Genomic DNA, 25,707 nt, shown 5'->3' with positions numbered 1-25,707 from the left:
GCAGGCCCTCTCGGGGCCCTCGTTATCATGGCGCCCTTCCGCCGAACAGCACCGTGTCTTCTTCCGCTCCCGATCCCCTGAACCCCGCACAGCTCGAAGCGGTGCACCACCTGAGCGGGCCGTGCCTCGTGCTCGCCGGCGCCGGCTCGGGCAAGACGCGCGTCATCACGCACAAGATCGCGCGGCTGCTGCAGGCGGGTTACGCGCCGGGCCAGATCGCCGCGATCACGTTCACGAACAAGGCCGCGCAGGAGATGCGCGAGCGTGCCAAATCGCTGGTCGGCCCGCGGGCCGCGAAGAACCTGGTGATCAGCACTTTCCACTCGCTCGGCGTGCGCATCCTGCGCAGCGAGTTCGAGAAGCTCGGGCTGAAGCAGCAGTTCAGCATCCTCGACAGCGACGACGTGCTCGGCATTCTGAAGGAAGCCGGCGCGAGCAGCGACAACGCGCTCGCGCGGCGCTGGCAATGGGCGATCAGCCTGTGGAAGAACCAGGGCCTGAACAGCGCGCAGGCCGAGAGCGCCGCGAGCCATGCCGACGAGCAGGTCGCGGCGCGCGTGATGCAACGCTACGAGGAGCGGCTCGCGGCCTACCAGGCGGTCGACTTCGACGACCTGATCGGCTTGCCGCACAAGCTCCTGCTGCGCGACGCCGAGGTTCGCGCCCGATGGCAAGACACCTTGCGCTACGTGCTGGTCGACGAATACCAGGACACCAACGCGATCCAGTACGAGATGCTGAAGTCGCTGGTCGGCGAGCGTGCGCTCTTCACCGCGGTCGGCGACGACGACCAGAGCATCTACGGCTGGCGCGGCGCGACGATCGACAACCTGAAGCGGCTGCCGCAGGAGTACCCGACGCTCAAGGTCATCGCGCTCGAGCAGAACTACCGCTCGACCGGCAACATCCTGCGCGCCGCGAACATGGTGATCGGCCACAACCCGAAGCTGTTCGAGAAGAAGCTGTGGAGCGCGTTCGGCGACGGCGATCCGGTGCGCATGCTCGAGTGCGACAACGAGGAGCACGAGGCCGAGCGCGTGGTTGCGCGGTTCCAGGCGCTGCGCGGCGGCACGGTCGCGGGCGCATCGGCGGCGTCGCCGAGCGGCGTGTCGGCGGTCGAGTTCAAGGACTTCGCGGTGCTCTACCGCGCGAACCACCAGGCGCGCGTGTTCGAGAAGGCGCTGCGCAAGGCCGGCATCCCGTACAAGGTCTCGGGCGGGCAGAGCTTCTTCGACCGGGCCGAGATCAAGGACCTGTGCGCCTGGCTGCGGTTGATCGTCAACAACGACGACGACCCGGCATTCCTGCGCGCGGTGACGACGCCCAAGCGCGGCATCGGCCACCAGACGCTCGCCAGCCTCGGCGAATTCGCCGGCCGCTGGAAGACGAGCCTGTACGAAGCGCTCTTCGCCGAGAGCCTCGGTTCGGTGCTCAGCGGCCGCGCGCTCGGCTCCCTGCACGAGTTCGGCCGCTACCTCAACGACTTCGAGTACCGCGCGCGCCAGACCACCGGCGCCGAAGACGCGAAGGCGCTGCTGACCGGCTGGCTCAAGGACATCGGCTACGAGCAGCACCTGCACGACGGCGAAGACAGCGAGAAGCTCGCGACCGCGCGCTGGAGCAACGTGCTCGACTTCGTCGACTGGATCGCGAAGCGTTGTGGGGGCGAGATCGAGAACGACGGCGGCATCGCGATCGAGAGCGAGAAGAAGAGCGTGATCGAGGTCGCGCAGACGATCTCGGTGATCATCAGCCTGGCCGAGCGCGGCGACGACCAGAACGTCGTGACGCTGTCGACGCTGCACGCCGCGAAAGGCCTCGAGTGGCCGCACGTCGTGCTCGCCGGGGTCAACGAAGGGCTGTTGCCGTTCCGCAGCGAAGACGACGACATGACCGCCGAGCGGCTCGAGGAAGAGCGCCGGCTGATGTATGTCGGCATCACACGCGCGCGCAGCACGCTCGGCGTCAGCGTGCTGCGCCGTCGCAAGCGCGGGCGCGATTTCATCGCCGGCGTGCCGAGCCGCTTCGTCGCCGAAATGAAACTGAGCGAGGTGACGGCCAAGGAAGACCCACGCGAGAAGCTGAAGGCCCTGCGCGCGGCTGCCGCGGCGCGCGCGCAGAAGGCGGCCGAGGACACGCCGGCGCGCTAGGGGTCGCGTTGACAGCCCCTACTAGGCTGCGCGCACGTTGTCTCGCGCTTCCGGCCCGGGCGTCTGCAGCAGGGTGACCCGCCCCTCGTGCCAGGCGCGATCGAAATCGGCCTCGACATCGCGCAGTGCCTCGGGCGTGGACGCGGTCGACGACGTGATGCCGACCGCACGGTTGCGGCCCTGGTTCTTCGCGGTGTACAGCGCCATGTCGGCCAGGTTCACGGCCTGCTCCCACGGCACCTCGGCCGCGTAGGGCGGCAGCGGGAAGCGCGCATAGCCGATCGACGCCGTGACGCGCAGCGCCTGCGCCCCGACCGTCACCGGCGCTCGCCCGAGGGCGCGCAGCACGCGCAGGGCCATCTGCTCGGCCTGCTCGTTCCCGGCGCGCGGCGCGAGGATCAGGAACTCCTCGCCGCCCCAGCGCACGACCAGGTCGTCGCTGCGCACCGCCTCGTTCAGGCGCCGCGCGACCTCGACCAGCACCTCGTCGCCGGCCGCGTGCCCGTGCACGTCGTTGACGTGCTTGAAGTGGTCGATGTCGACGAGCAGCAGCGCACCCTCGAAGCCGCCGCTGCTGCACAGCTTCGTCATCACGGCCTGGAAGTGGCGCCGGTTCGCGAGGTTGGTCAACGGATCGCGCTCGCTCTGCGCCTGCAGCTGCTCGTGACTGGCCTCGAGCTTCTGGTGCGTCTCGCGCACGCGGCGGTACAGGATCGTGACCAGCACGGTGGCGAGCAGCATCACCGCGGCGAGCAGCCACCACAGGCGCTGCAGCAGGTCGCGGTTCGCGAGCGCCGCGGTCTTCAGCGCGTTGTCGCGGCCGAGCAGCTCGATGTCGCGCTGGCGCGCATCGGCGTCGTTGCGGATCTGCATCTCCTTCAGCGCGATGCTGCGGTTCGCGCGCATCAGCTCGGCGCTGAGCGCGCGTTCGCGGTGGTAGAGCTCGAGTGCGCCGCGCGCGTCGCCGGCGGCCGCGAGGGCCTCGCCGAACTCGAGCAGCGTCGCGACCTGGCGCCCGGTCTCGCCGCTCTGCTCCCAGAGCTCGAGCAGTCGCGCGAGATCATTCCGGCCCTCGGCGATGCGGCCGAGGCCGATCTTCGCGATGCCAGCGTTGTTGATCAGAATGCGCTCGGCACGCAGGTCGTTGTGGCGGCGCACGATCACGAGCGCGCGCTCGGCGGCGCGCAGCGCCTCCGCCGGGCGGCCCTGGCTCGCGTACGCGTCGCTGAGGTTGTTCAGCAGCTGGGCCTCGAGGCGCGGCGCCTGCGCGAGCCGGGCCAGCGCGAGCGCCTCCTCATAGAAGCGCAGCGCGGCGCGCGGATCGCCCTGCATCTTCGCGAGGCGTGCCTCGGTGTTGCTGACGCGCGCCTGCTCGGCCTGATCGTCGGTCTGTGCCGCGAGCCGCTTGGCCTGCGCGACCATGCGCTGCGCGAGTTCGCGCTCGCCGCGGCCGCCCGCATAGACCGCCAGCGCGCTCAGGTCGATGGCACGCCGGCGCGCATCGCCGGCCCATTCGGACAGCGCCAGCGCGGCCTGCGCATGCGCGGTCGCGCTGACCGTCAGGCCCTGGCTGTGCGCGCGGCGTTCGAGGATCTGCAGTACGCGCCAGGACGCGCGGTAGGCGCATTCGATGCCTTCGATCGGGCTCGCCGGCCCGCCGGGACACCCGGCGAGGAAGGCCGGCAGCGCGGTCTGCGCGAGCGCCGCGGCGACGTCGAGCTGGCCCGCGTTCTCGGCCACCAGCGCGCGCACCAGGTTCGCGGCCGCGACCGCACGGCCGGAAGGATCGTCGGGCGCCAGCGCGAGCAGCTTGTCGGCGGCGGCGCTGGCCTGCGCGGTGCCACCCGTCTGCGCCTCGATCGCGCCGATCGCGAGCAGCAGCGTGCGCTGCTCGGCGGGCGTGACGGCCTGGCCGAGCTGCATCGCGCGCAGCGTCAGCAGCGCATGGGCCGGGCGCTCGAAGCCCTGGCGCAACAGCTCGTCGACCTGTTCGCCGAACGGCGTCGACCGGTACGGCGCTGGCACGGGCGCGGCCGATGCGGCGCCGACCAGCAGGGCCAGCGCGAAGCAGCACAGTGCGCGCAGCGGCATCGTCTTCATGCCGCCACCGCCAGCGCCGCGCGGCCCTGCAGCAGCGTCAGCGCGACCTGCCCGTCGCGCCAGGCCGATTCGAGCGACGAGGTGATCGCCTCGAGCGAGGCCTCGTCGCTGGCCTGCAGCAGCCGCACGCCGTACGCGCGGTTGCGGCCGTGCGCCTTCGCGAGGTACATCGCGGTGTCGACGAGGTTGATCGCACGCTCCCACGACACGCGCAGCGAACTCGGCCCGATCGGGAAGGTCGCGAAACCGATCGATGCGCTGACCGGCACGCGCTGCGTGCCGACCGTGACCGGTGCGCGGTCGAGCACGCTGAGCATGCGCTGCGCGAGCGCGTCGACCTGATCCGCCGCGAGCGCCTGCACGACGACCAGGAACTCCTCGCCGCCCCAGCGCACGATCAGGTCCTGCTCGCGCAGCGTCTCGCGCAGGCGGCGCGCGACCTCGACCAGCACCGCATCACCGGTGCCATGGCCGTGGCGGTCGTTGATGTGCTTGAAGTGGTCGATGTCGACCAGGTAGACGGTGCCGCTGAGCTTGCCGTCGTCGGCAAGCCGGCGCATCGCGGCCTGGAAGTGGCGGCGGTTCGCCAGCCCGGTGAGCGGGTCGCGCTCGCTCTGCACCTTCAGCAACTCGTTGCTGCTCGTCAGCAGGCGGTTCGTCTGGCGCACGCGCCGGTAGAGCAGCGCGACGACCGCGAACGACAGCACGAACGCCGTCGCGAGCAGCCACCACAGCCGCTGCTGCAGATCGCGGCGCCGCAGCTGCTCGGCCTTGATGTCGTTCTCGCGGTTCAGCAACACCAGCGCGCGGTTGCGGTGGTCGGCGTCGTACTGCTCCTGCATGGCCAGGATCGCCTTCTGCTGGTCTTCGCGCAGCAGCGTCGTCGCGATGCGGCGGTGCTGGTGGTAGGCCGCCACGGCGCCGGCCAGGTCGCCGGCCTTCTCGAGGTACATGCCGAGCTCGCGCCAGGTGTCGGCGACGCCGCTGACCGAACCGCGCCCGGCGTCGATCTCGATCGCCTCGCGCACGTAGCGCTTGCCGAGTTCGAGGTGCGACAACGAGATGTGCGCCAGGCCGATGTTGGCCAGCGCGACCATCTCGCTGTTCGGATCCTTCAGCTCGCGCGCCAGCGGCAGCGCGCTCTGCGCATGGGCCAGCGCGGTCTTGTAGTCGCCGTTCTTCAGGAAGAAGTCGGCCAGGTTCGCCAGGTAGCGGATCTCGTCGGTCTGCGCGCCGACGCGCCGTGCGCAGGCGATCGCTGCCTCGAACGAGCGGCGCTCGCCGGCCTGGTCGCCGAGGCCGTCGAGCACGATGCCCGCAGTGTTGTGGGCGCGGCCCAGCGCGACCGCGTCGTCGGCCTTCTCGGCCAGCGCGAGCGCCTCCAGCGTCAGCGCACGGGCGCGCTCCAGCTGCTTCGCACCGTAGTAGGCATAGGCCAGTTCCGTGCGCGCCTCGGACTGCTGCCACGGCTCGCCCTGCGCGTCGGCGAGTTCGAGCGCCGCGTGATTCAGCCGCACCGCTTCTTCGAGCTGGCCGGCGTGGTTGAGGATGTAGCCGTGCGCGGCGACGAAGCGCAGGCGGTCGCGCGGCAGCGTTGTCGCCGGAAGCTTCGCGATCGCGTCGCGCAGCATCAGGTCGGCGCGCTGCAGGCTGCCGTCGCGCGCCAGCGAACGGGCACGCACCAGCACCGCGGCGAGCGCCGCAGCGCCGGCGTTCGCCGCGTTCGGGTCGCGGCCCCAGGCCTCGAGGCGCGCGGCGGTCGGCTCCATCGCATCCGGCGCCGCCGCCGTCGCCAGCATCAGGCCCTCGACCGTCAGCAGCTCGAGCCGCTGCGCGCCTTGCGGCGGTGAATCGGCCAGCAGCTTCTCGAGCGCGGCGGCGGCCGGGAACGGCTGCGCGCGGCCCTGCCGCTCGAGCGCGAGGATGCGCGCGGTCGCGTCGGTCGGTATGCCGGCCTGCGCGAGCGCGGGGCCGGCCTGCAGCAGGCCGAGCAGCAGCGCGGCGCCCGCGAGCCGCCGCCGCGCGCCGCGGTGCCGAAGGAGCTGGGCGAAGGTCATCGCTGGCATCTCAGCTGACAGCGACCAGCGCGGCGCGCGGTGCCTCGACCAGCAGCGCGGTGAGCGCGGCCTCGGGCATCGGCTTCGCGAAGAAGTAGCCCTGGTATTCGTCGCAGCCTTCACGGCGCAGGAACTCGAGCTGGTCGCGGCGCTCGACGCCCTCGGCGACGACGTGCAGGCCGAGCGAATGCCCCATCGCGATGATCGCGCGGGTCAGTGCGGCGTCGTCGGTGTCGGCCGGGATGTCGTTGACGAACGAGCGATCGATCTTCACGCAATCGACCGGGAAGCGCTTCAGCGCTGCGAGCGACGAGTAGCCGGTGCCGAAGTCGTCCATCGCCAGGCGCACGCCGAGCGCCTTCAGGCGGCGCATCGTCGATTCGGCCATGTCCGGCTGATCCATCACCGCGCTCTCGGTCAGCTCGAGTTCGATCTGGTGCGGCGCGCAACCGGAGAGCAGCAGCATCTCGGCCACCTCGTCGACGAGGCGCGGGTTCTTGAACTGGCGTGCGCTGACGTTGACCGACATCGTCAGCCCGCCGGCACCGATCTGCTGCAGCCGCTTCAGCGCCTGGCCGGCCTGGCGCATGACCCACGCGCCCATCGGCACGATCAGGCCGGTTTCCTCCGCGATGTCGATGAAGCGGCCCGGCGCGAGCAGCCCGCGCTGCGGGTGCTGCCAGCGCACCAGCGCTTCCATGCCGACCGGCCGGCCGCTGCCGACATCGACGCGCGGCTGGTAGTGCAGCACGAGCTGGCCGGCGTCGATCGCGGTGCGCAGTTCGAGCTCGAGGTTCAGGCGCGCTTCGGCGGGGCCGCCGTCGTGCGCGCCGAACAGCGCGAAGCCGTCCCGGCCGGCCGCCTTCGCGCGGTACATCGCGATGTCGGCGTGGCGCAGCAGGGTTTCGACGTCGGTGCCGTCCTGCGGAAAGATCGCGATGCCGGCCGAGACCGTCACGTGGTGCTGGATGCCGGTGCGCAGCTCGACCGGCGCGCGCAGCGCACCGAGGATGCGCTCGGCGATCTCGCTCGCGTGCGAGGCATCGCGCACGTCGTGCAGCAGCAGGCACATCTCGTCGCCGCCCATGCGCGCGACCAGGTCCTGCCCGCGCACGACCTGCTTCATGCGCGTCGCCAGCGTCTGCAGCAGGTGATCGCCGGCGGCATGGCCGAGCGTGTCGTTGACGACCTTGAAGCGGTCGACATCGACGAAGATCACCGCGAAGTGGCTCATGTCGCGCGCGCTGTGCACCAGCGCCTTGCCGACCGCGACCTGGAACGACGCGCGGTTCGGCAGTGTCGTCAGCTCGTCGTGTTCGGCGAGGAACAGCGCGCGGCGCTCGGCGACCATCACGTCGGTGACGTCGCTGCTCAGGACGTATGCGCCGCTGACGCTGCCGTCGGGCGCGACCTTCGGCATGTACATGATGTTGAGCCAGCGGCCGCGCGCGTATTCGATGCCGGACACGCGGTGGTCGATCGCGAAGGTCTGGCCGGAGAGCGCGCGTTCGATGTGCGGCTGCAGCGCGCGGTAGTGTTCCTCGCCGTAGACCTCGAGCGCGGTGCGCCCGAGCATCGCGGCCGGGTCCAGGCCGAGCCAGCGCTGGTAGTTGCGGTTCACGAAGCGATAGCGCTGCTCGCTGTCGATGAACGCGACCATCGCCGGGATGTTGTCGGTGATCGTGCGCAGCTCCTCCTCGCTGTGGTGCAGGCGCTGGCGCGAGTCCACCAGGCGCTGGTACGGCGAGCGGATGCTGTCGGCGACGATCGTGCGGTAGACGAGCCAGAAGCCCAGCACCTTGTAGACGTGCCCGACCACCAGCGCCAGGTCGGTGAGCCGCGTGAACAGCATGAACACCGCCTCGCCGATCGCCATCAGTACCGCGGCGCCGAGCAGCGAGGGAACGTTGAACGGTTGCGGCGTTGCCAGCCGGCGCGCGAACAACGCGCTGGCGACGAGGAAGGCGGCGACCATCAGGGCCTCGCCGGCGTGCTTCGCGACAGTCAGCGACTGGCCGTCGATGACCAGCGCCGGCACGCTGTGCGGCCAGCCGAAGACCCAGCCGACGATCAGCAGCACGTAGGCCGCGACGCCGGCCGGCACGAATCGGACCCAGCGCGGGTCGTGGTCGAGCCGCCACGGCAGCGTCGCCACGCACAGCGTCGCGAACGCGATCAGCAGCCGGCCGGCCATGAACAGCGCCGCGCTGCGGGTCGGGGTGTTGGCGCCGAGCAGGTCCGGCAGGCCGGGAAACGACAGCGTGTGCACGAGGTCGAGCAGCAACGCGCCGGCGCAGGCGCTGCCGAGCACATACACGCTGCGCGGCACCTCGAGCTCGCGGGCGTTCCAGGCGACCGCGGCGATCGCGCCGCAGACCAGCATCGAGACCAGTTCGAGCAGCGTGTGCCACTGCGTGAAACTCAGGCCGCCCCAGACCTCGGGCAGGCGCACCGGCACGACCCAGAGGTACAGCATCGGCAGCGTCGCCAACGCGAGCACGGCCGCCTGGCGCCGGTTGTTGCGCAGGGCGCCGAACGCGCTCATGCGCATCGCCGGCCCCATGCCGGCGCGCGCTCGAAAGCCGCTGTCGTGAAAGGTGTCATCGCCAAGCCCGGTTACAACGGCGGCGCATCGCGCCGCGCACGGGGACGGCCCGTCGATGACGATCGGGCCCCGCGCTGAACCGTCTTCGGCCGGGCCGCGCGGTGCTTGAGTGGTTTGTCGAGCGATCCGTTAACTATTGCGGGATTCGACCGGGCCGCGTCGCCCTACATCCCCTTGAACAGCCCCGTGAAGCTGCGCGACACCTCGAGCTTCTCGGGGTGCCCCTTCACCGCGACGAGCTGGCGCCCGCGCAGATCGCGGCTGACGCCGGCGATGAACCGGGTGTTCACCAGCGTCGAGCGGTGGATCTGCCAGAAGACCTCGGCGTCGAGCTCCTCGATCAGCTCCTTGATCGGCTTGCGGATCAGCGCCTCGATCGTCGCCGTCTGCACGCGCGTGTACTTCTCGTCGGAGATGAAGAACAGCACCTCGTCGACCGGGATCATCTGGATGTTCTGGCCGACGGTCGCCTGGATCCAGCGCAGCTGCGGCGCCTTGGCCGGGTCCATGCGGGTGGCGAGCTTCTGCAGCAGCTGCTGCAGCGCGGCCGGCGGCGCATCGTCGCTGGCCGGCGCGCCACCGCGGCGCTGCGCGAGCCGCTTCCGGATGCGCCCGACCGTGACCAGCAGCCGCTCGCGCTCGGCCGGCTTCAGCACGTAGTCGACCACACCTTGCTCGAAGGCCTCGATCGCGTACTGGTCGTAGGCGGTGATGAAGACGATCTCGCAGCCGTGCCAGGCTTCGCCGCGCTCATCGTCGTCGTCATCGACCGGCAACTGCGCGATCGCGCGCGCGGCCTCGACGCCGGTCATGCCGGGCATGCGGATGTCGAGGAAGACCAGGTCCGGGTGCTGCGATTCGGTCAGCTCGACCGCCTCGAGCCCGTTCTTCGCCTCGGCGACGATCTCGAGCTCGGGCCAGACCTCCGCGAGCCGCGCGCGCAGCTGCTCGCGCATCAGGCGTTCGTCGTCGGCGATCAGGGCGCGCGCGGGTCGGCTGGGCGTGTTCATGCCGCGATCGTAGCGCCGGCCTCGCGGCGTTTCCTGTCGCGGCGCACCAGCCGCACGATCAGCCAGATCACGACGACGAGCAGGATCAGCGGCGAGAACAGCATCGCGACGACGCCGGCCACCGCCAGCAGCGCGCCGAGCAGTGCGACGGCCGCGATCGCCAGCGGCAGCAGCACCGCGAGTGGCACGACCAGCGCGGCGATCAGCAGCGCCAGCGCGACCCCGCCGACCGCCATCAGCCAGTCGCCGGCGTCGAGCGTCATGCTCAGCGGCTCGCCGTCGATCTGGATCGAGCCGGGGTCGATCGAACCCGCCACCGACACCGCGGTGACGACGAGCGCGACGCCGAGCACCAGGCTCGCGAGCATCGCCCAGCCGAGAAACTTGAGCGCCGGTTTCATGCTGCCTCTCCTTCGCGCGTCTGTGCCTGGTAGGGCACGGTCAGGGTCACCAGCGTGCCGCTGGGGGTGTTCTCGGCCACCGTCATCGAGGCCTTGTTGCCGTACAGCAGCTGCAGCCGCTCGCGGATGTTGTTGAGCCCGACGCCGGTGCCGGCGGTCGCCGCCTTGCCGAAGCCCAGGCCGGTGTCGGCGACCGTGACCGCGAGCTTGCCGTGGACGATCTCGGCGCGCACCGTCAGCTTGCCGCCCTCGGCCTTCGGCTCCAGGCCGTGCTTGATCGCGTTCTCGACCAGGCTCTGGATCATCATCGACGGGAAGTCGGCCGAGAGCAGCCCGTCCGGCACGTTGATCTCGGTCTGCAGCCGATCCTCCATGCGCACCTTCAGGATCTCGAGGTAGGGGCGGATCACCGCCATCTCGCGGCCGAGGTTGTGCGCGGTCGGGTGGTTCTCGCGCATCGTCGGCATCGAGGCCCGCAGCAGCGCGATCAGGTTCTTCTGCATCTGGCTCGCGCGCGGCGGGTCGGTCTCGATCAGGTGGTCGATGCTGGCCAGCGTGTTGAACAGGAAGTGCGGCTCGACCTGCGCCTGCATCGCCGCCATGCGCGCCTCGACGACCTGGCGCTTGAGCTGCTCCGACTCGGCGGTCTCGGTCGCCGCGGCGGCCTTCACCTCGGCCTGCATGCGGCCCTTGTAGGTGATCTTCAGCAGCGCCGACGCGATGATCCAGAAGAACGCGAGGTCGGTCAGCGAGTCGCCGACATGCGTCACGCGGCGCTTGTATTTGCGCGCCTGGGCGTTGGCCTCGGCGGCGTCGCGGCGCGCCTCTTCGGCCTCGCGGCGCGCCTCCTCGACGGCCTCCTGCGCTTCGCGGTGCGCCTCCTCGGCTTCCTGGCGGGCCTCCTGGGCGGCCTCGCGCGCCGCTTCACGGGCCGCGCGCACCGCTTCGCGGATCGCCTCGCGGCTCGCGCCGGGCAACGCGATGTCGATGCGGCTGCCGGCGCCGCTCGCTGCCGAGGCGCTCGGGGTCGCCGCCGAGCCCGGCACGGCCGGTGCCGCCGAAGCGGCGGACGCCGCCTGGGCTGGCGTTGCCGGCGTCGCGGGAGGAGCGGGCGTGGCCCGCGGCGAGATGCGCACGCCGTTCTTGTCGATCGAGATCACGACATCGTCGTCATCCTTCGCGCCGCTGGCCGATCCGCCCGGCGTCTCGATCCGGACGTTCGGGATCTTCGGCACCGGCGGGATATCGATCTTCGGCACCGGCGGGATCGCCGGAATCGGCACGTCCTCGATGATCTCGCTCCACGTCGACGAGGTGCGAAACGGCGGCAGCTTCTGCAGGATGCTGGCCAGGATCAGCAGCAGCAGCGAGAGCAGCGCGAAGCGCCACCAGCTGATGCCGACGAGCCAGTTGCCGTACTGGTGGAACAGGCGCACCGCGCCGGAGGAGACGCTCTTCCAGGTGCTGGCGGCGGGGGTGGCGAAGTCGGACATGGACAGCGGGGCTCGGTCGGGGCGCGGTTCTGGGATGGCTCGCACTCTAAGGGCGGCGCCGCCGCGCGCCCAGCGGGCTGCGACGGTCTGCGCCGGCGGGCCGACAGGCTGCAACGGCTGCGGACGGGCCGGCGCGCCCTCGGAGCCTGGACGGCTCCTGGCGTCAGTTCGGCCCCGCATCTCGCGCCGCGCCGGCGGCGTTTCGCGCCGGATCGCCGCCACCGGTCGCAGCGCGGCAGCGCGGGCAGGGACGCGCCGATAGCCTTCGGCCGACTGTTCGATCACCCGACCCGGAGCCCACGATGAAATCATTGACCCCCCAATCCGCCCGCTGGATCACCTTCATGGCGGTCGCCGGCGTGAAACTCCTCAGCCTGGCGGCGTTCGCCGCGATCGCGCTCGCCGCATCGGGCAGCGCCCGGGCGGCGCCCGAGGCGGCGTTCCAGAGCGCGTTCCAGAATTTCGTGGCCGCTTCGGCCGGCGACAGCGCACGTGCCGAGCCGGCCGCCGAAGCCTTCGACGCGCTGCTGAAGGCCGAGCCCGCGAACCCGGTGCTGATGGCCTACGCCGGCGCCAGCACCGCGCTGCGCGCCAGCACGACGCTGCTGCCGATGAAGAAGATGGGCTACGCCGAAGACGGGCTGGCGCTGCTCGACAAGTCGCTCGCGCTGCTGACGCCGGCGCACGACGGCCCGGTCCAGCGCGGCACGCCGGGCGTGCTCGAGGTGAAGTTCGTTGCGGCCAACACCTTCCTGGCGGTGCCCGGCTTCATGAACCGTGGCGCACGCGGCGCGAAGCTGCTGGACGAGGTGCTCGAGAGCCCGTTGTTCGCGCATGCGCCGCTGCCGTTCAAGGGCACCGTGTGGATGCGCGCCGCGTCGCTCGCGATCAAGGAACAGCGTGCCGCCGACGCGCGCCGCTTCCTGAACGAGGTGATCGCGCAAGGCGCGCCGCAGGCCGAGGCCGCGAAGGCGAAGCTGAAGGAAGCCGCGTGAGTGCGTCGTCGGACTCGCCCGACGCGGTCGTCGAGCTGCGCGGCGTGCACAAGACCTACCGGCTCGGTCAGCACGTGATTCTGGCGCTGCGCGGTGTCGACCTCGCGGTGCGGCGCGGCGAACTGCTCGCGCTGACCGGCCCGTCGGGCAGCGGCAAGAGCACGATCCTGAATCTCGCCGGGTTGATCGACGCGCCCGACAGCGGCGAGATCGTGCTCGGCGGCCGCCCGATCGGCGGTCTCGACGAGACCGACCGCACGCTGCTGCGCCGCGACGCGCTCGGCTTCGTGTTCCAGAGCTTCAACCTGGTGCCGGTGATGACGGTCGCCGAGAACGTCGACTACCCGCTGTTCATCGCCGGCGTGCCGGCCGCCGAGCGGCGCGAACGCGTCGCAGCGCAGCTCGCCGCGGTCGGCCTGCACGCGCATGCGCGGCACCGGCCCGACGCGCTCTCCGGCGGCCAGCGCCAGCGCGTCGCGATCGCCCGCGCGCTGATCAAGCGCCCGCTGCTCGTGATCGCCGACGAGCCGACCGCGAGCCTCGATTCGGCGACCGCCGACCAGATGCTCGACCTGATGCGCGAACGCTGCCACGCCGAAGGCGCCGCCTTCGTGATCGCGACGCACGACAGCCGGCTCACGCGCCGCTGCGACCGCGTCCTCGCCTTGCTCGACGGGACACTGCAATGAGATGGCTGAAGTTCGCGCTGCAGAACACCCTGCGCAATCGGCGCCGCTCGCTCGTCACGGTCGCGATCGCCGCGCTCGGCACCGCGGCGATCCTGCTCGCCGGCGGCTTCGCGCTGTTCACCTACCAGGCCCTCGCGCAGGCCGCGGCACGCAGCACCGGGCACCTGATCGTCGGCCTGCCGGCGCAGTTCACGCAGGACGAGGACACACCGCTGCAGCACGGCCTCGACGACCATGCCGCGCTCAGTGCGACGCTGCTCGCCGACCCGGCCGTGCGCCAGGTGCTGCCGCGCGTCGCGTTCAGCGGCTTGATCAGCAACGGCGACAAGTCGACCGTGATGATCGCGACCGGCGTCGAGCCTGACAGCGAGTTCGCCGTCAAGGGGCCGTTCCTGAACATGGTCGCCGGGGAGGTGCTGGCCAGCGGTGCGAAGCAAGCGGAAGTGATGCTCGGCGAAGGCCTCGCGAAGAGCCTGAAGGCCGCGCCCGGCAGCAGCCTGACCCTGCTCGCGAGCACGACCGACGGTGCCTTGAACGCGCTCGACGTGACGGTGAAGGGCGTCTTCTCGACCGGCGTGCCCGACATCGACAAGCGCCTCGTCTACACCGACCTCTTGACCGCGCAGCGCCTGCTCAACACCACGCGCGTCTCGACGCTCGGCGTGTTCCTGAGGCGCATGGAGGCGACCGACGCCGCGCAGCAGCGCATCGCGCGCCTGAATCCGAAGCTGACGGTGCAGACCTGGCTCGACCAGGCCTTCTTCTACCGCTCGGTGCGCGCGCTCTACAACCGCATCTTCGGCGCGCTCGGGCTGATCATCGGCGTGATCGTCGTCTTCGTCGTGACCAATGCGATGGCGATGGCGATCATCGAGCGCACCCGCGAGATCGGCACCCTGCGCGCGCTCGGCACCTTGCCGTCGCAGCTGCTGCGCACGCTCGCGCTCGAAGGCATGGTGCTCGGCGGCGTCGGCGCGCTCGTCGGTGCGGCGCTCGCGCTCGGCGTCTCGCTGCTGCTGTACCTGGTGCCGGTGCAGATGCCGCCACCGCCCGGCAGTTCGCGCGGCTATCCGCTGAACATCGAGATCGACCCGGCGCTGTACCTCGGCACCGTGCTCGCGATGGTCGTGCTCGCGATGCTCGCGTCGGCCTGGATCGCGCGCAGGACCGTCCACACGCCGGTCGTCGACGCGCTCGCCCACACCTGAACACTGGAGATTTCGAGATGACATCCACCCTTCGTTCGATCGCCGCGGCGCTGCTGGCGCTGCTCGCGGCGCCGACCTTCGCGCAGGACGTGCCGGCCTTGCTGAAGGCGGCCGACCGATACCGCCTCGGCAGCGAGAACCTGCAGGTCGACACGCAGATCACCGTCTTCGACGCCGACGGAGCGCCCGACAAGGAGCGCCGCTACACCGTGTTTGCGCAGGCCGGGCACCAGTCGCTGGTGCTGATGCGCAGCCCGGCCGAGAAGGGCCAGAAGCTGCTGATGCTCGGCGACGACTTCTGGCTGCTGATGCCCGGCAGCCAGCGGCCGCTGCGCATCACGCCGATGCAGAAGCTGCTCGGCGACGCCAGCGTCGGCGACATCGCGACGACGAGCTGGGCCGATGACTACGGCGGCAGCATCGCCGGCGAAGAGCGCTGCGGCGAACCCGCGCAGGATTGCATTCGCCTGAGCCTGCAGGCCGCGCGCAAGGCGGTGACCTACCAGCGCATCGAGCTGTGGCTCGGCAAGGCGCGGCACGAGCCGGTCAGGGCCGACCTGTACGTGCAGTCCGACAAGCTAGCGAAGCAGGCGCGCTTCGTGATCGACAAACCCTCGGGTTCGGCGGCGGCGCCGCTGGTCACGTCGATGCTGCTGCGCGACCAGCTGACGAACAAGAAGGAGACGCAGGTGCGCTACCTCGCGCGCAAGGAGCGCACGCTGCCCGAGGCCTGGCTGAACCCGATGTTCCTCGCGCGCAACCCGGCGCTGGAGTGACGCGGCGTGCGGCACGTGTCGTTCGCGGCGATGGCGATGATGGCGGGGATGACGCTGGCGGGCGCGTGCCGCGCTGCACCCGAGTTCAGCGGCCAGCTGCGGCCCGCGTACATCGATCGGCAGCCCGCTGCGCGCGGCCCGCTCTCTCAGGCGGCGAGCCTCGCGCCCGGCATCGTCGCGCTGCCCGCGTCCGGCCCGGTGCTCGAGACCGAACTGCGCGGCAGCGCCCACGGTCTCGCGGCGACCGTGACGCTGCAGCAGCAGCGCCTCGAAGGCGATCGGCTGCGCAGCGACGCCTGGGTCAACGAGCTGTACGCCTCCGGCGAAGGCGCCGGCTGGCAGTTCAGTGCCGGCAAGAAGATCGTCGGCTGGGACGTCGGCTACGGCTTCCGGCCGAACGACGTGGTCGAGCAGGAAGTGCGGCGCACCTTGCTCAGTGTCACGCCCGAAGGCCGGCCGCTGCTGATGGCCGAGCATTTCGACGCCCAGACCGCGTGGTCCTTCGTGCTCGTGAACCCGACGAAGGCGCATGAGGCGCGCGGCGCCGAAGAGCCGGCGCTTGCGGTGCGCGTCTACCGTCGTGATGGTGCGCTCGACGCATTCGGCTTTGCGCGCTACGGCGTGCGTACCGGCGCCAGCCTCGGCGCGGCCGCGGCCTGGGTCGCGAGCGAGGCCGTCGAGCTGCACGCGTCGGTGCGCTACCTGCATGCGGCCGACTCTGTCGCGATCGATCCAGCCACGGCGGGACTCGTGCGCAGCGACCCATGGCGCGACGCGAGCGTGCGTCGCAGCGCGCAGGCGCTGGTCGGTGCGACCTGGACCAACGCCGCGCAGCTGAGCCTGCTCGCCGAAGCCTGGTGGGATGGCAGCGCGCTGTCGAACGCGCAATGGCGCGACTGGTCCGCGCGCAACCGGGCGCTCGCGGCGCTGATCGGCACGCCGGCGCCGGATGTCGCGGTCGCCGGCAACCTCGCGTGGCAAGGCCGCGCGTTCAATGCCTCGACCAGCCTGCGCCGCGCCAACCTGTTCACGCGCGCCAGCTGGACCCACGACAAGTGGCAGCCCGCGCTCGACCTGCTGTACACGCCGGCCGACGCCGGCCGCGTGCTCACCGCATCGCTGGGATGGCAGGGCGATCGTGTCCGCATCGATGCCGGCCTGCGGCTCTACGGCGGCCCGGGCGATGCGGTGCTCGCGCAGCTGCCGACGCGGCGCGTGGGCTACGTCGCCGGCACCTGGGCGTTCTGACGCGCGGCGACATTTCCTGGGGTGCTCAGGACGACAGGCGCTGCGCCATCTGCGCGGCCACCTCGCGGAATGCGGCGCTCAGCGACGCACGCCTCGACGCCCGGCGCCAGAACTCGACCGCGACGCTGCGCGCGGAGATGCCGCCGCCATCGTCTCGTGCGCGGGCCCGCAGCGGCTCGAACGGTGTGTAGTCCTGCAGGCCGTGGAACGCATCGGTGCGCCAGCGCATCGGCAGCATGTCGTAGAGCGGCGCGAGCGCGAATCGGCCGTTCGCCGGCTCGTCCACCCAGAGGCTCAGGTTGCCGAAATGCATGTCGGCATTGCCGATCAGATGGCCGAAGTCATACAGCGCGCGCGCGCCGGCCGCGTCGATCGGCGAGAGGCGCCGCTGCAGCACGAGCGCGTCGCAGGTGGCGGGCCAGTTCTGGCGCGCGCCGCCGACGAACTGCGCGTGGATCGCGTCGAGCCCGACCACATGCCGCCGGCCCTCGCCATTGGGGCCGACGCGATCGAAACGCATCGATTCGAGGTAGGTGCGCTGCGCGCTCTCGACAATGCGGGTGCGTGCGACCGGCACGCCGTGCTCGCCCAGCAACTGCAGTGCGAGTGCTTCGGCATGCAGCAGATCGTGCCAGCGTTCGCCGAATGGCGTGCCGCGCGGCGGCGAGAACTTCACCAGCACGCGCTCGCCCGACGCGAGGCCGGTGAGGAACTTGGCCTGCTCGCCGCCGGCCGACGAACCGGCGGGCAGCGTCGAGGCGACATCGGCCGCGAGCGTGTCGTAGTGCGCAGCGCGCTCGAATGCTGCGGCGGGGGCCTCGGGAACGATCTCGCCCATCGGCTCGCCGATGGAGATCGCGCCGATCGGGTCATCGATGCGCAAGGCCGCGAACAGGATCTGATCCAGCGGCCAGCGCTCCGGGTCGCGGCCCAGGCCGAGCCGCAGCGCCCATTCGCGGCCGAGGAACCCGTGCAGCTTCAGCGGGGCGAGGAACCAGGGCAGTTGTCCGCGCGTGAGCATGTCGATGCCCTTGGCACCGACGTGCAGCATGTCGCCCGCGAGAAAGGTCAGCACGCCCCAGCGTTCGGTCAAACCGCGCGTGTCGGTCCACCAAAGGGGTTGCCGAGCGGGCAGGCCGCGGATCGTCTGCGGGATGCCGTAGCGGGTGGACTTGCCTTGCCCCAGCGGGACGACCGGTCCGCCAAGCGCACGCAGCGCGCGCGACAGCGTCGGCTGGCTCTTGCCGGTGAGTGACTGCAGCGCCGTGGAGTCGGTGGGACCACGCGCGGTCAGCGCGGCAATGATGGCGCCTTCGAGAGGATTCATGAATAGAATGGCATGACAGAAAGCTCTTTGAAATCAGGAGGTTGCTGTCGATGATGCATTCTATATGAATGCAAAATGAATAGAAAAACAGGTCGATCCGCTACGGCGCGATGGCCTCGACCTGGATCAGCAGCCGCACCCGGTCGGCGACGAAGGGCAGGCTGTGCGTGATGCCGAAGCTGCTGCGCACCAGCTCGCCCTCGAAGTCGCCGCCGCAGACCGTGCGGCGGAACAGCGGATTCAGGCCGCAGTTCCAGCGCAGCGCGCGCAGCGTCAGCGGCTGGCTGATGCCGCGCAGCGTGAACTCGCCGCGCAGCTCGCGCGGGGCCTCGCCGTCGAAGCGCGCATGGCGGGCGACGAAGAAGGCCTGCGGGTTCGCCGCCACGCCGAGCATCTCGCCGCCCTTGAGCTGCGCGTCGAGCAGCGGCACGCCGCTGCTCACCGACGCGGTGTCGACCGTGATGCTGACATCGAGCTGCTGGCCCTTCGGATCGAACTGCACGCTGCCGCTCGCCTTGTCGAAGCGGCCGCGGATCGTCGAGGTGCCCATGTGCACGACCTCCCAGTGCACCAAGGTGTGCGTCGGGTCGAGCCGCCAGGTCGGGATCGAACCCGGCGCCGAAGCCGGCGACGGCTGCGCGAGCGCCGCGAGCGCGACGCCGCACAGCGCGAACGCGCCGAGTGACGCGAGCGGCTTCAGGCCGCGCGCTGCTGGCCCGTGCGCCATTCCTGCATCAGCGCGGCCCACTTCGGGCGCGCCGCGGCGAGGTGCCGATCCTTCACGTGGCCGTAGCCGCGGATGTCTTCCGGGACCCGCGCGATCTCGGTCGCGAGCCGCAGATTGCCGGCATTCAGCGACCCGAGCAGCTCGTCGACCGAGGCCCGGTACTCTCCGATCAGCGCGCGTTCGGTCTTGCGCTCTTCGGTGCGGCCGAACGGGTCGAACGCGGTACCGCGCAGGCCCTTCAGCTTCGCGAGCCATCGGAAGCCAGTCAGCATGGCCGGGCCGAACTTCGACTTTTTCAGTTCGCCCGCGGCGTTCTTCTTCGCGGTCAGCGGCGGCGCGAGGTGGTAGTTCAGCTTGTAGTCGCCTTCGAACTGGGCCGCGACCTTGTCGAGGAAACTGCGGTCGCTGTGCAGCCGCGCGACCTCGTACTCGTCCTTGTAGGCCATCAGCTTGAAGAGGTAGCGCGCGACGGCCTCGGTCAGCTTCTTGCTGTTCAGCGGCGCTTCGACGGCGCGTACCTTCTCGACGAAGGCCTGGTAGCGCGCGGCGTACGCGGCGTTCTGGTAGCCGGTCAGGAACTCGACGCGCTGCGCGACCATGTCGTCGAGGTTTGCGGTCTTCTTGACGAACTCGATCACCTGCGCCGGCTTGAGCAAGGCCTGCACCGCGGCCAGATCGTGCGCCGCGCGCCGGCCCCACTCGAACGCGAGCTTGTTGTTCTCGACCTGCACGTTGTTCAGCTCGATCGCGCGCAGCATCGCGGCGAGGCTCAGCGGCACCTTGCCCTTCTGCCACGCGTAGCCGAGCATCAGCGGGTTCGTGTACAGCGAGTCGCCGACGAGCTGCACCGCGAGCTGGTCGGCGTCGAGCGTGCCGACGTTCGCGGCACCCGCCGCACCGAGCACCGCGGCGTCGCAATTCGCGGCCGGGAACTGCCAGTTCGGGTTCGTCACGAAGGCCGCGGTGGGCGCGCCGTGCGTGTTCATCGCGACGAAAGTGCGGCCCTCGCGCATCACCGCCAGGGTGCTCTTGTTGGCCGCGACGATCGGGTCGCAGCCGATCACCAGATCGGCCTCGGCGGTGCCGACCTTGGTCGTCAGGATCGCGTCGGGTCGGTTCGCGATCTGGATGTGGCTCCAGGTCGCGCCGCCCTTTTGCGCGAGGCCGGCGGCGTCCTGCGTGACGATGCCCTTGCCTTCGAGGTGCGCGGCCATGCCGAGCAGCTGGCCGATCGTGATCACGCCGGTGCCGCCGACGCCGGCGACGACGATGCCCCACGGGGTCTCGGCCAGCGGCAGCGACGGCTCGGGCAGCGGTGGCAGCGCGAACGGGTCCGGGCGCGCCGCATCTTTCTTCTTGCCTTTGAGCTGCCCGCCCTCGACCGTGATGAAGCTCGGGCAGAAGCCCTTCACGCAGGAGTAGTCCTTGTTGCAGGTGTTCTGGTTGATGCGGCGCTTGCGGCCGAACTCGGTCTCGACCGGCTCGACCGACAGGCAGTTGCTCTGCACCGAGCAATCGCCGCAGCCTTCGCAGACCAGCTCGTTGATGATCACGCGCTTCGCCGGATCGACCATCGTGCCGCGCTTGCGGCGGCGCCGCTTCTCGGTCGCGCAGGTCTGGTCGTAGATGATCACGGTGCAGCCCTTGAGCTCGCGCATCTGCTTCTGGATCGCGTCGAGCTCGTCGCGGTGGTGCACGGTCACGCCCTTGGCCAGGCGCGAGGCGATCTCGCTCGCCGTGTACTTCTCGGGCTCGTCGGTGACGACGGCGATCTTCGCGGCGCCCTCGGCGTCGAGCTCGCGCGTCATCTCGGGCACCTTCAGGGTGCCGTCGACCGGCTGCCCGCCGGTCATCGCGACCGCGTCGTTGAACAGGATCTTGTAGGTGATGTTGACGCCGGCCGCGATGCTCTGGCGCACCGCGAGCAGCCCCGAGTGGTAGTAGGTGCCGTCGCCCAGGTTCGAGAACACGTGGCTGTCGGTCGTGAACGCGGCCTGGCCGACCCACGAGACCCCTTCGCCGCCCATCTGCGAGAAGGTGACGGTGCTGCGGTCCATCCAGACCGACATGTAGTGGCAGCCGATGCCGGCAACCGCGCGCGAGCCCTCGGGCACGCGCGTGCTGGTGTTGTGCGGGCAGCCGCTGCAGAAGAATGGGGTGCGGTCGCTGGTGTCGATGCTTTGCACGACCATCGCGCGCTCCTTCGCCTCGATCAGCGCGATGCGTGCGTCGATGCGCGCGGCGGTGTCGGCGTCGACTCCCAGCTTCTTCAACCGTTTCGCGATCGCACGTCCGATGATCGCCGGCGTCAGGTCGGCCTGTGCGCGCAGCAGCCAGTTCTTGCTCGGGTTGGGCTGGCTCCACTCGCCACCGCCGCCACCGAAGGGCGTCGTCAGTTCAGCGCCGTCGGACTCGTCGAACTTGCCGAGCACAGTAGGGCGCACGTCGGCGCGCCAGTTGTAGAGCTCTTCCTTCAGCTGGTACTCGATGACCTGGCGCTTCTCTTCGACGACCAGGATCTCCTGCAGGCCCTGCGCGAAGTCGCGCGTGATCGTCGCCTCGAGCGGCCAGACGACGTTGACCTTGTGCAGCCGGATGCCGAGCCGGCGGCACTCGTCGTCGTCCAGCCCGAGGTCGTGCAGGGCCTGCCGCGTGTCGTTGTAGGCCTTGCCCGACGCGATGATCCCGAAGCGGTCGTGGGCGCTCGCGATCACGTTGTGGTTCAGCCGGTTCGCGCGCACGTAGGCGAGCGCCGCGTACCATTTGTAGTCCATCAGCCGCGCTTCCTGCTCGAGCGGCGCATCGGGCCAGCGGATGTGCAGGCCGCCATCGGGCATCTGGAAGTCGGTCGGGATCACGATCTCGACGCGGTCCGGGTCGACCGACACGCTGGCGGTCGACTCGACGATGTCCTGGATCGTCTTCATGCCCGACCAGACGCCGGCGAAGCGGCTCATCGCGAACGCGTGCAGGCCCATGTCGAGGATGTCCTGCACGCTGCTCGGGAAGAACACCGGCAGCCCGCAGGCCTTGAAGATGTGGTCGCTCTGGTGCGCGGCGGTCGAGCTCTTCGCGATGTGGTCGTCGCCGGCGAGCGCGATCACGCCGCCGTGCTTCGAGGTGCCGGCCATGTTGGCGTGCTTGAACACGTCGGAGCAGCGGTCGACGCCCGGGCCCTTGCCGTACCAGATGCCGAACACGCCGTCGAACTTGTTGGCCTTCGGGTAAAGATCGAGTTGCTGCGAGCCCCAGACCGCGGTCGCCGCAAGCTCTTCGTTGACGCCGGGGGTGAACACGATGTCGCGCGCCGCGAGGTGCTTCTTGGCCTGCCACAGGGCCTGGTCGTAGCCGCCGAGCGGCGAGCCGCGATAGCCGCTGATGAAGCCGGCGGTGTTCAGCCCGGCCAGCGCGTCGCGCGCCTTCTGCAGCATCGGCAGGCGCACCAGCGCCTGCACACCGCTCATCAGGGCCCGGCCGCTCTCGAGTGCGTACTTGTCATCCAGAGAAACGGTCTCGATCGCCTTGCGGATCGACTCGGGTAGCGGTGCATTCATCGTTCAACACTCCAGGATTCGGGCGGGGTCTTCGAGGCGCGCGTTCCGCCGCTCGTGGCCGCGGCGCGCCCTGCAGAGTTTAGGGAAACGGCCGCGTGATGTCTTTTCTATCTTTGTCCGGATTGGCGGGGTTCCGGCAATAATCGTGCGTGAAAAACGCGAATGGATATCGAATGGCGCTCAAAAAGACGACTTCGGGTAAATCCTCCCCGCTGGCTGCCGAAGCGCCGGAGGCGCACGGCGCCGATCTCGATCGTTACGATCTGTTGATCCTGCACGAGCTGCAGCGCGACGCGCGGCTGTCGAACACCGAGCTCGCCACGCGCATCGGCATCTCGGCCGCGCCGACCTGGCGGCGCGTCAAGTGGCTCGAGGAGCAGGGCTTCATCACCGGCTACCGGGCCGAGATCGACCGCCGCAAGATCGGCCTGGGCGTGCTCGCGTTCGTGCGCATCGATGCCGATCGCAACACCGCCGCGTCGACGCGCGAACTCGAGGAGAAGATCCGCCGCATCCCCGAGGTGATCTCGTGTCACTACATCTCGGGCTCGGGCACCTTCGAGCTGCAGGTGATGGCGACCGACCTCGACGCGTTCTCGAAATTCTCGCGCGACACGCTGCTGCACCTGCCGCACGTGAAGGACCTGCACACCAGCTTCTCGCTCGGCGAGGTCAAGGCCGGCGCCGCGTTGCCGCTGGCGCATCTGCGGGCCCGGAATTGATCCTGAGCCGCAAGGGATCGAATTCGAAAGCAAGCAGCGGAGTGCGCCAAGGGCCTGCGAAATCTAGAGTCTCTCCATCGATGCTTCAATGACGAGGACTCTGCGATGAACATGAGCACCCGAACCGAATGGCAGGCCGCCGCGACCGTTGCCGACCCGCGCTGGGCGCAGGTCGCCGCGCGCGACGCACAGGCCGACGGCCGCTTCTTCTACTCGGTGAGGAGCACCGGCGTGTACTGCCGGCCTTCGTGCGCGGCCCGGCCGGCGCGGCCCGAGAACGTCGCGTTCCATGCGAGCGCGGCCGACGCCGAGCGCGCGGGCTTCCGCCCGTGCAAGCGCTGCCGGCCCGACGAAGCGCCGCGCGCCGAGCGCAACGCCGCGCTGATCGCCGAACTCTGCCGCTTCATCGACAGCGCCGAGCAGCCGCCGACGCTGGACGAGCTCGCGACCCGCGCGGAGCTCAGCCCGCACCACCTGCATCGCCTGTTCAAAGCCGTCGCCGGCGTCACGCCGAAGGCCTACGCGGCCGCGCAACGCGCCGAGCGCGTGCGCCGCGAGCTGGCGCGCCGCGAATCGTCGGTGACGGCGGCGATCTTCGAGGCTGGCTACCACTCGAACGGCCGCTTCTACGCCGAGGCCGACCGCGTGCTCGGCATGACGCCGACGCAGCTGCGCGCCGGCGGCACCGACACCGACATCCGCTTCGCGATCGGCGCCTGTTCGCTCGGCGCGATCCTGGTCGCGCTGAGCGCGCGCGGCATCTGCGCGATCGCGCTCGGTGACGATCCGGACGCGCTCGCACGCGAGCTGCAAGACCGCTTCCCGAACGCGCGCCTGATCGGCGACGACCCGGCCTTCGCCCGCACGGTCGCGCAGGTCGTCGGTTTCGTCGAGGCGCCGGCGCTCGGCCTGGCACTGCCGCTCGATGTGCGCGGCACGGCATTCCAGCAGCGCGTCTGGCAGGCGCTGTGCGAACTGCCCGCGGGCACGACCGCGAGCTACGCGGACGTGGCCGCGCGCATTGGCGCACCGAAGGCGGTGCGCGCGGTCGCGCAGGCCTGCGGCGCGAACCCGCTCGCGATCGCGATCCCGTGCCATCGCGTGGTGCGCACCGACGGCGCGTTGTCGGGTTATCGCTGGGGCGTCGCGCGCAAGCGGGCGCTGCTCGAGCGCGAGGCGGCGGCATGAATGCGCGCGACCCAGCGGCGCCGTCGATCGAGACGGACGAACCGAGATCGGCGAGCGAGCGCATCGATGCGCTCGACGGGTCGGCCATCGGCGCCGAGCTCGACGCGCAGGGCAGCGCCGTGATCCCGGGCCTGCTCGCGCCGCCCGAGTGCGCGGCGCTCGCGGCGCTGTATGCGGACGACGCGCGCTTTCGCAGCCGCGTCGTGATGGCGCGGCACGGCTTCGGCCGCGGCGAGTACAAGTACTTCGGCTATCCGCTGCCGGACCCGGTCGCCGCGCTGCGCAGCGCGCTGTATGTGCGGCTCGCGCCGATCGCGAACCGCTGGCACGCCGCGATGGGCATCGACACGCGTTTCCCCGCTTGCCACGCGGCCTTCATCGAACGCTGTCACGCGGCAGGCCAGTGCCGGCCGACGCCGTTGCTGCTGCAATACCGCGAAGGCGACTACAACTGCCTGCACCAGGATCTGTACGGCGCGCAGGTGTTCCCGCTGCAGGTCGTGATCCTGCTGTCCGAACCGGGGCGCGATTTCAGCGGCGGCGAGTTCGTGATGACCGAGCAGCGCCCGCGCATGCAGTCGCGTGCGCAGGTCGTGCCGCTGCGGCAGGGCGATGCTGCGCTGATCGCGGTGCAGCACCGGCCGGTGCAGGGCACGCGCGGCGTCTACCGCGTGAATTTGCGCCATGGCGTGAGCCGCGTCCGCTCGGGGTTGCGCCACACCGCGGGCATCGTGTTCCACGACGCCGCCTGAGGGCCTGACACTGGCAATCGCACGATGACCTTCGACCTGTTCGATGCCATCGAGTCCGCCGAGCCGGCGATCGAGCCGCTGGCCGACGGCGCGCTGCTGCTGCGCGGTTTCGCGCGGCCGGCGCAGCACGCGTTGCTCGCCGATGTGCAGCGCGTGGTCGCCGCGGCGCCGCTGCGCCACTGGGTCACGCCCGGCGGGTTGCGCATGTCGGTGGCGATGACGAACTGCGGCGCGCTCGGCTGGGTCAGCGATCGCCGCGGTTACCGCTACGACGCGATCGATCCGGAACGCGCGGCGCCGTGGCCGGCGATGCCGGAATCGTTCCGCACGCTCGCGGCGCAGGCGGCCGCGCGAGCCGGCTTCGACGGCTTCGCGCCCGACGCCTGCCTGGTCAATCGCTACCGGCCCGGCACCCGGCTCTCACTGCACCAGGACCGCGACGAGCGCGAGCTGAACGCGCCGATCGTCTCGGTCTCGCTCGGCCTGCCGGCGGTGTTCCTGTTCGGTGGCCTGCAGCGCAGCGACAAGGCGCTGCGCGTGCCGCTGCGGCACGGCGACGTGGTCGTCTGGGGCGGGCCGTCGCGGCTGCGCTTTCACGGCGTGCTGCCGCTCGCGGAAGGCGAGCATGCGTTGCTCGGCGCCGAGCGCATCAACCTGACGTTTCGGCGCGCCGGATAGCGGTCGGTGCCTGCGGCGCGAGTGACC

General features: G+C 70.6%; 19 protein-coding genes. 10 read left to right on the top strand and 9 right to left on the bottom strand.

Translation table 11 applies throughout. The features are described from left to right. Nucleotides 1-53 precede the first annotated feature (53 nt). A complete protein-coding gene (locus tag AC1DTW_RS08440) occupies nt 54-2,150 on the top strand; it encodes an ATP-dependent helicase (RefSeq protein ID WP_477980589.1) in 2,097 nt (698 codons plus the stop codon). 21 nt (nt 2,151-2,171) lie between these two features. Here AC1DTW_RS08440 and AC1DTW_RS08435 read toward each other — a convergent pair whose 3' ends face one another. The 6 genes from AC1DTW_RS08435 to AC1DTW_RS08410 all read right to left on the bottom strand — a co-directional run bounded on the left by AC1DTW_RS08435 (nt 2,172) and on the right by AC1DTW_RS08410 (nt 11,816). Next, a complete protein-coding gene (locus AC1DTW_RS08435; RefSeq protein ID WP_477980587.1) occupies nt 2,172-4,250 on the bottom strand; it encodes a GGDEF domain-containing protein in 2,079 nt (692 codons plus the stop codon). After that, nucleotides 4,247-6,307: a GGDEF domain-containing protein gene (locus AC1DTW_RS08430; protein WP_477980586.1), complete on the bottom strand. Its 2,061-nt coding sequence runs from the start codon at nt 6,305-6,307 to the stop codon at nt 4,247-4,249. Before AC1DTW_RS08430 ends, AC1DTW_RS08435 begins: the two co-directional genes overlap by 4 nt. A gap of 10 nt (nt 6,308-6,317) precedes the next feature. Continuing rightward, the gene (locus tag AC1DTW_RS08425) at nt 6,318-8,852 is read right to left on the bottom strand and encodes a bifunctional diguanylate cyclase/phosphodiesterase (RefSeq protein WP_477980585.1); all 2,535 of its coding nucleotides are present in this window, start codon (nt 8,850-8,852) and stop codon (nt 6,318-6,320) included. A gap of 224 nt (nt 8,853-9,076) precedes the next feature. Continuing rightward, the gene (locus tag AC1DTW_RS08420; protein ID WP_477980584.1) at nt 9,077-9,922 is read right to left on the bottom strand and encodes a LytR/AlgR family response regulator transcription factor; all 846 of its coding nucleotides are present in this window, start codon (nt 9,920-9,922) and stop codon (nt 9,077-9,079) included. Continuing rightward, the gene (locus AC1DTW_RS08415; protein WP_477980583.1) at nt 9,919-10,323 is read right to left on the bottom strand and encodes a hypothetical protein; all 405 of its coding nucleotides are present in this window, start codon (nt 10,321-10,323) and stop codon (nt 9,919-9,921) included. The genes AC1DTW_RS08420 and AC1DTW_RS08415 overlap by 4 nt, the downstream gene beginning before the upstream one ends. Next, nucleotides 10,320-11,816 carry a sensor histidine kinase gene (locus AC1DTW_RS08410; protein WP_477980582.1) on the bottom strand — a complete coding sequence of 499 codons (1,497 nt, stop codon included), beginning with the start codon at nt 11,814-11,816 and terminating at the stop codon, nt 10,320-10,322. The genes AC1DTW_RS08415 and AC1DTW_RS08410 overlap by 4 nt, the downstream gene beginning before the upstream one ends. 302 nt (nt 11,817-12,118) lie before the next feature. Here AC1DTW_RS08410 and AC1DTW_RS08405 point away from each other — a divergent pair, with 302 nt between their 5' ends. Genes AC1DTW_RS08405 through AC1DTW_RS08385 form a run of 5 tightly spaced genes read left to right on the top strand, consistent with a single transcriptional unit; the run spans nt 12,119 to nt 16,732 of the window. Further along, nucleotides 12,119-12,811: a hypothetical protein gene (locus tag AC1DTW_RS08405; protein ID WP_477980581.1), complete on the top strand. Its 693-nt coding sequence runs from the start codon at nt 12,119-12,121 to the stop codon at nt 12,809-12,811. Beyond that, nucleotides 12,808-13,500, top strand: a complete 693-nt coding sequence (locus AC1DTW_RS08400) for an ABC transporter ATP-binding protein (protein ID WP_477980580.1) — start codon at nt 12,808-12,810, stop codon at nt 13,498-13,500. The genes AC1DTW_RS08405 and AC1DTW_RS08400 overlap by 4 nt, the downstream gene beginning before the upstream one ends. After that, a complete protein-coding gene (locus tag AC1DTW_RS08395; RefSeq protein ID WP_477980579.1) occupies nt 13,497-14,708 on the top strand; it encodes an ABC transporter permease in 1,212 nt (403 codons plus the stop codon). The genes AC1DTW_RS08400 and AC1DTW_RS08395 overlap by 4 nt, the downstream gene beginning before the upstream one ends. A gap of 17 nt (nt 14,709-14,725) precedes the next feature. Then, nucleotides 14,726-15,484, top strand: coding sequence for an outer membrane lipoprotein-sorting protein (locus AC1DTW_RS08390; protein WP_477980578.1), 759 nt, complete (start codon nt 14,726-14,728; stop codon nt 15,482-15,484). A 6-nt stretch (nt 15,485-15,490) separates the two neighbouring features. Then, nucleotides 15,491-16,732 carry a hypothetical protein gene (locus tag AC1DTW_RS08385; RefSeq protein WP_477980577.1) on the top strand — a complete coding sequence of 414 codons (1,242 nt, stop codon included), beginning with the start codon at nt 15,491-15,493 and terminating at the stop codon, nt 16,730-16,732. 25 nt (nt 16,733-16,757) lie between these two features. Here the strand turns inward: AC1DTW_RS08385 and AC1DTW_RS08380 are convergent, their stop codons facing one another. The 3 genes from AC1DTW_RS08380 to AC1DTW_RS08370 form a co-directional block, all read right to left on the bottom strand. After that, nucleotides 16,758-18,059, bottom strand: coding sequence for a HipA domain-containing protein (locus AC1DTW_RS08380; protein WP_477980576.1), 1,302 nt, complete (start codon nt 18,057-18,059; stop codon nt 16,758-16,760). Nucleotides 18,060-18,159: 100 nt separating this feature from the next. Then, nucleotides 18,160-18,786 (bottom strand): YceI family protein, encoded by a 627-nt coding sequence (locus AC1DTW_RS08375; protein WP_477980575.1) that lies wholly within the window; start codon nt 18,784-18,786, stop codon nt 18,160-18,162. Next, a complete protein-coding gene (locus tag AC1DTW_RS08370; RefSeq protein WP_477980574.1) occupies nt 18,756-22,340 on the bottom strand; it encodes an indolepyruvate ferredoxin oxidoreductase family protein in 3,585 nt (1,194 codons plus the stop codon). The genes AC1DTW_RS08375 and AC1DTW_RS08370 overlap by 31 nt, the downstream gene beginning before the upstream one ends. Nucleotides 22,341-22,513: 173 nt before the next feature. Here AC1DTW_RS08370 and AC1DTW_RS08365 point away from each other — a divergent pair, with 173 nt between their 5' ends. The 4 genes from AC1DTW_RS08365 (at nt 22,514) to alkB (ending at nt 25,680) form a co-directional block, all read left to right on the top strand. After that, nucleotides 22,514-23,062: an Lrp/AsnC family transcriptional regulator gene (locus AC1DTW_RS08365; protein ID WP_477980573.1), complete on the top strand. Its 549-nt coding sequence runs from the start codon at nt 22,514-22,516 to the stop codon at nt 23,060-23,062. A gap of 105 nt (nt 23,063-23,167) precedes the next feature. Next, nucleotides 23,168-24,250, top strand: a complete 1,083-nt coding sequence (gene ada, locus AC1DTW_RS08360; protein ID WP_477980572.1) for a bifunctional DNA-binding transcriptional regulator/O6-methylguanine-DNA methyltransferase Ada — start codon at nt 23,168-23,170, stop codon at nt 24,248-24,250. Then, nucleotides 24,247-25,002, top strand: coding sequence for a 2OG-Fe(II) oxygenase (locus tag AC1DTW_RS08355; RefSeq protein WP_477980571.1), 756 nt, complete (start codon nt 24,247-24,249; stop codon nt 25,000-25,002). Before ada ends, AC1DTW_RS08355 begins: the two co-directional genes overlap by 4 nt. A 24-nt stretch (nt 25,003-25,026) precedes the next feature. After that, a complete protein-coding gene (gene alkB, locus AC1DTW_RS08350; RefSeq protein ID WP_477980570.1) occupies nt 25,027-25,680 on the top strand; it encodes a DNA oxidative demethylase AlkB in 654 nt (217 codons plus the stop codon). Nucleotides 25,681-25,707 lie beyond the last annotated feature (27 nt).

This window comes from Rhizobacter sp. P5_A1, assembly GCF_056400745.1.
Note: the sequence above shows the minus strand (reverse complement) of the source record. Positions and strands in the feature narration are given on the sequence as shown.

Bases quoted from the DNA above. Each gene is read 5' to 3' on its own strand.
- AC1DTW_RS08435 (WP_477980587.1), bottom strand. From the start codon at position 4,250: ATGAAGACGATGCCGCTGCGCGCACTGTGCTGCTTCGCGCTGGCCCTG.
- AC1DTW_RS08430 (WP_477980586.1), bottom strand. From the start codon at position 6,307: ATGACCTTCGCCCAGCTCCTTCGGCACCGCGGCGCGCGGCGGCGGCTC.
- AC1DTW_RS08425 (WP_477980585.1), bottom strand. From the start codon at position 8,852: ATGAGCGCGTTCGGCGCCCTGCGCAACAACCGGCGCCAGGCGGCCGTG.
- AC1DTW_RS08420 (WP_477980584.1), bottom strand. From the start codon at position 9,922: ATGAACACGCCCAGCCGACCCGCGCGCGCCCTGATCGCCGACGACGAA.
- AC1DTW_RS08415 (WP_477980583.1), bottom strand. From the start codon at position 10,323: ATGAAACCGGCGCTCAAGTTTCTCGGCTGGGCGATGCTCGCGAGCCTG.
- AC1DTW_RS08410 (WP_477980582.1), bottom strand. From the start codon at position 11,816: ATGTCCGACTTCGCCACCCCCGCCGCCAGCACCTGGAAGAGCGTCTCC.
- AC1DTW_RS08405 (WP_477980581.1), top strand. From the start codon at position 12,119: ATGAAATCATTGACCCCCCAATCCGCCCGCTGGATCACCTTCATGGCG.
- AC1DTW_RS08395 (WP_477980579.1), top strand. From the start codon at position 13,497: ATGAGATGGCTGAAGTTCGCGCTGCAGAACACCCTGCGCAATCGGCGC.
- AC1DTW_RS08390 (WP_477980578.1), top strand. From the start codon at position 14,726: ATGACATCCACCCTTCGTTCGATCGCCGCGGCGCTGCTGGCGCTGCTC.
- AC1DTW_RS08380 (WP_477980576.1), bottom strand. From the start codon at position 18,059: ATGAATCCTCTCGAAGGCGCCATCATTGCCGCGCTGACCGCGCGTGGT.
- AC1DTW_RS08375 (WP_477980575.1), bottom strand. From the start codon at position 18,786: ATGGCGCACGGGCCAGCAGCGCGCGGCCTGAAGCCGCTCGCGTCACTC.
- AC1DTW_RS08370 (WP_477980574.1), bottom strand. From the start codon at position 22,340: ATGAATGCACCGCTACCCGAGTCGATCCGCAAGGCGATCGAGACCGTT.
- AC1DTW_RS08365 (WP_477980573.1), top strand. From the start codon at position 22,514: ATGGCGCTCAAAAAGACGACTTCGGGTAAATCCTCCCCGCTGGCTGCC.
- ada (WP_477980572.1), top strand. From the start codon at position 23,168: ATGAACATGAGCACCCGAACCGAATGGCAGGCCGCCGCGACCGTTGCC.
- AC1DTW_RS08355 (WP_477980571.1), top strand. From the start codon at position 24,247: ATGAATGCGCGCGACCCAGCGGCGCCGTCGATCGAGACGGACGAACCG.
- alkB (WP_477980570.1), top strand. From the start codon at position 25,027: ATGACCTTCGACCTGTTCGATGCCATCGAGTCCGCCGAGCCGGCGATC.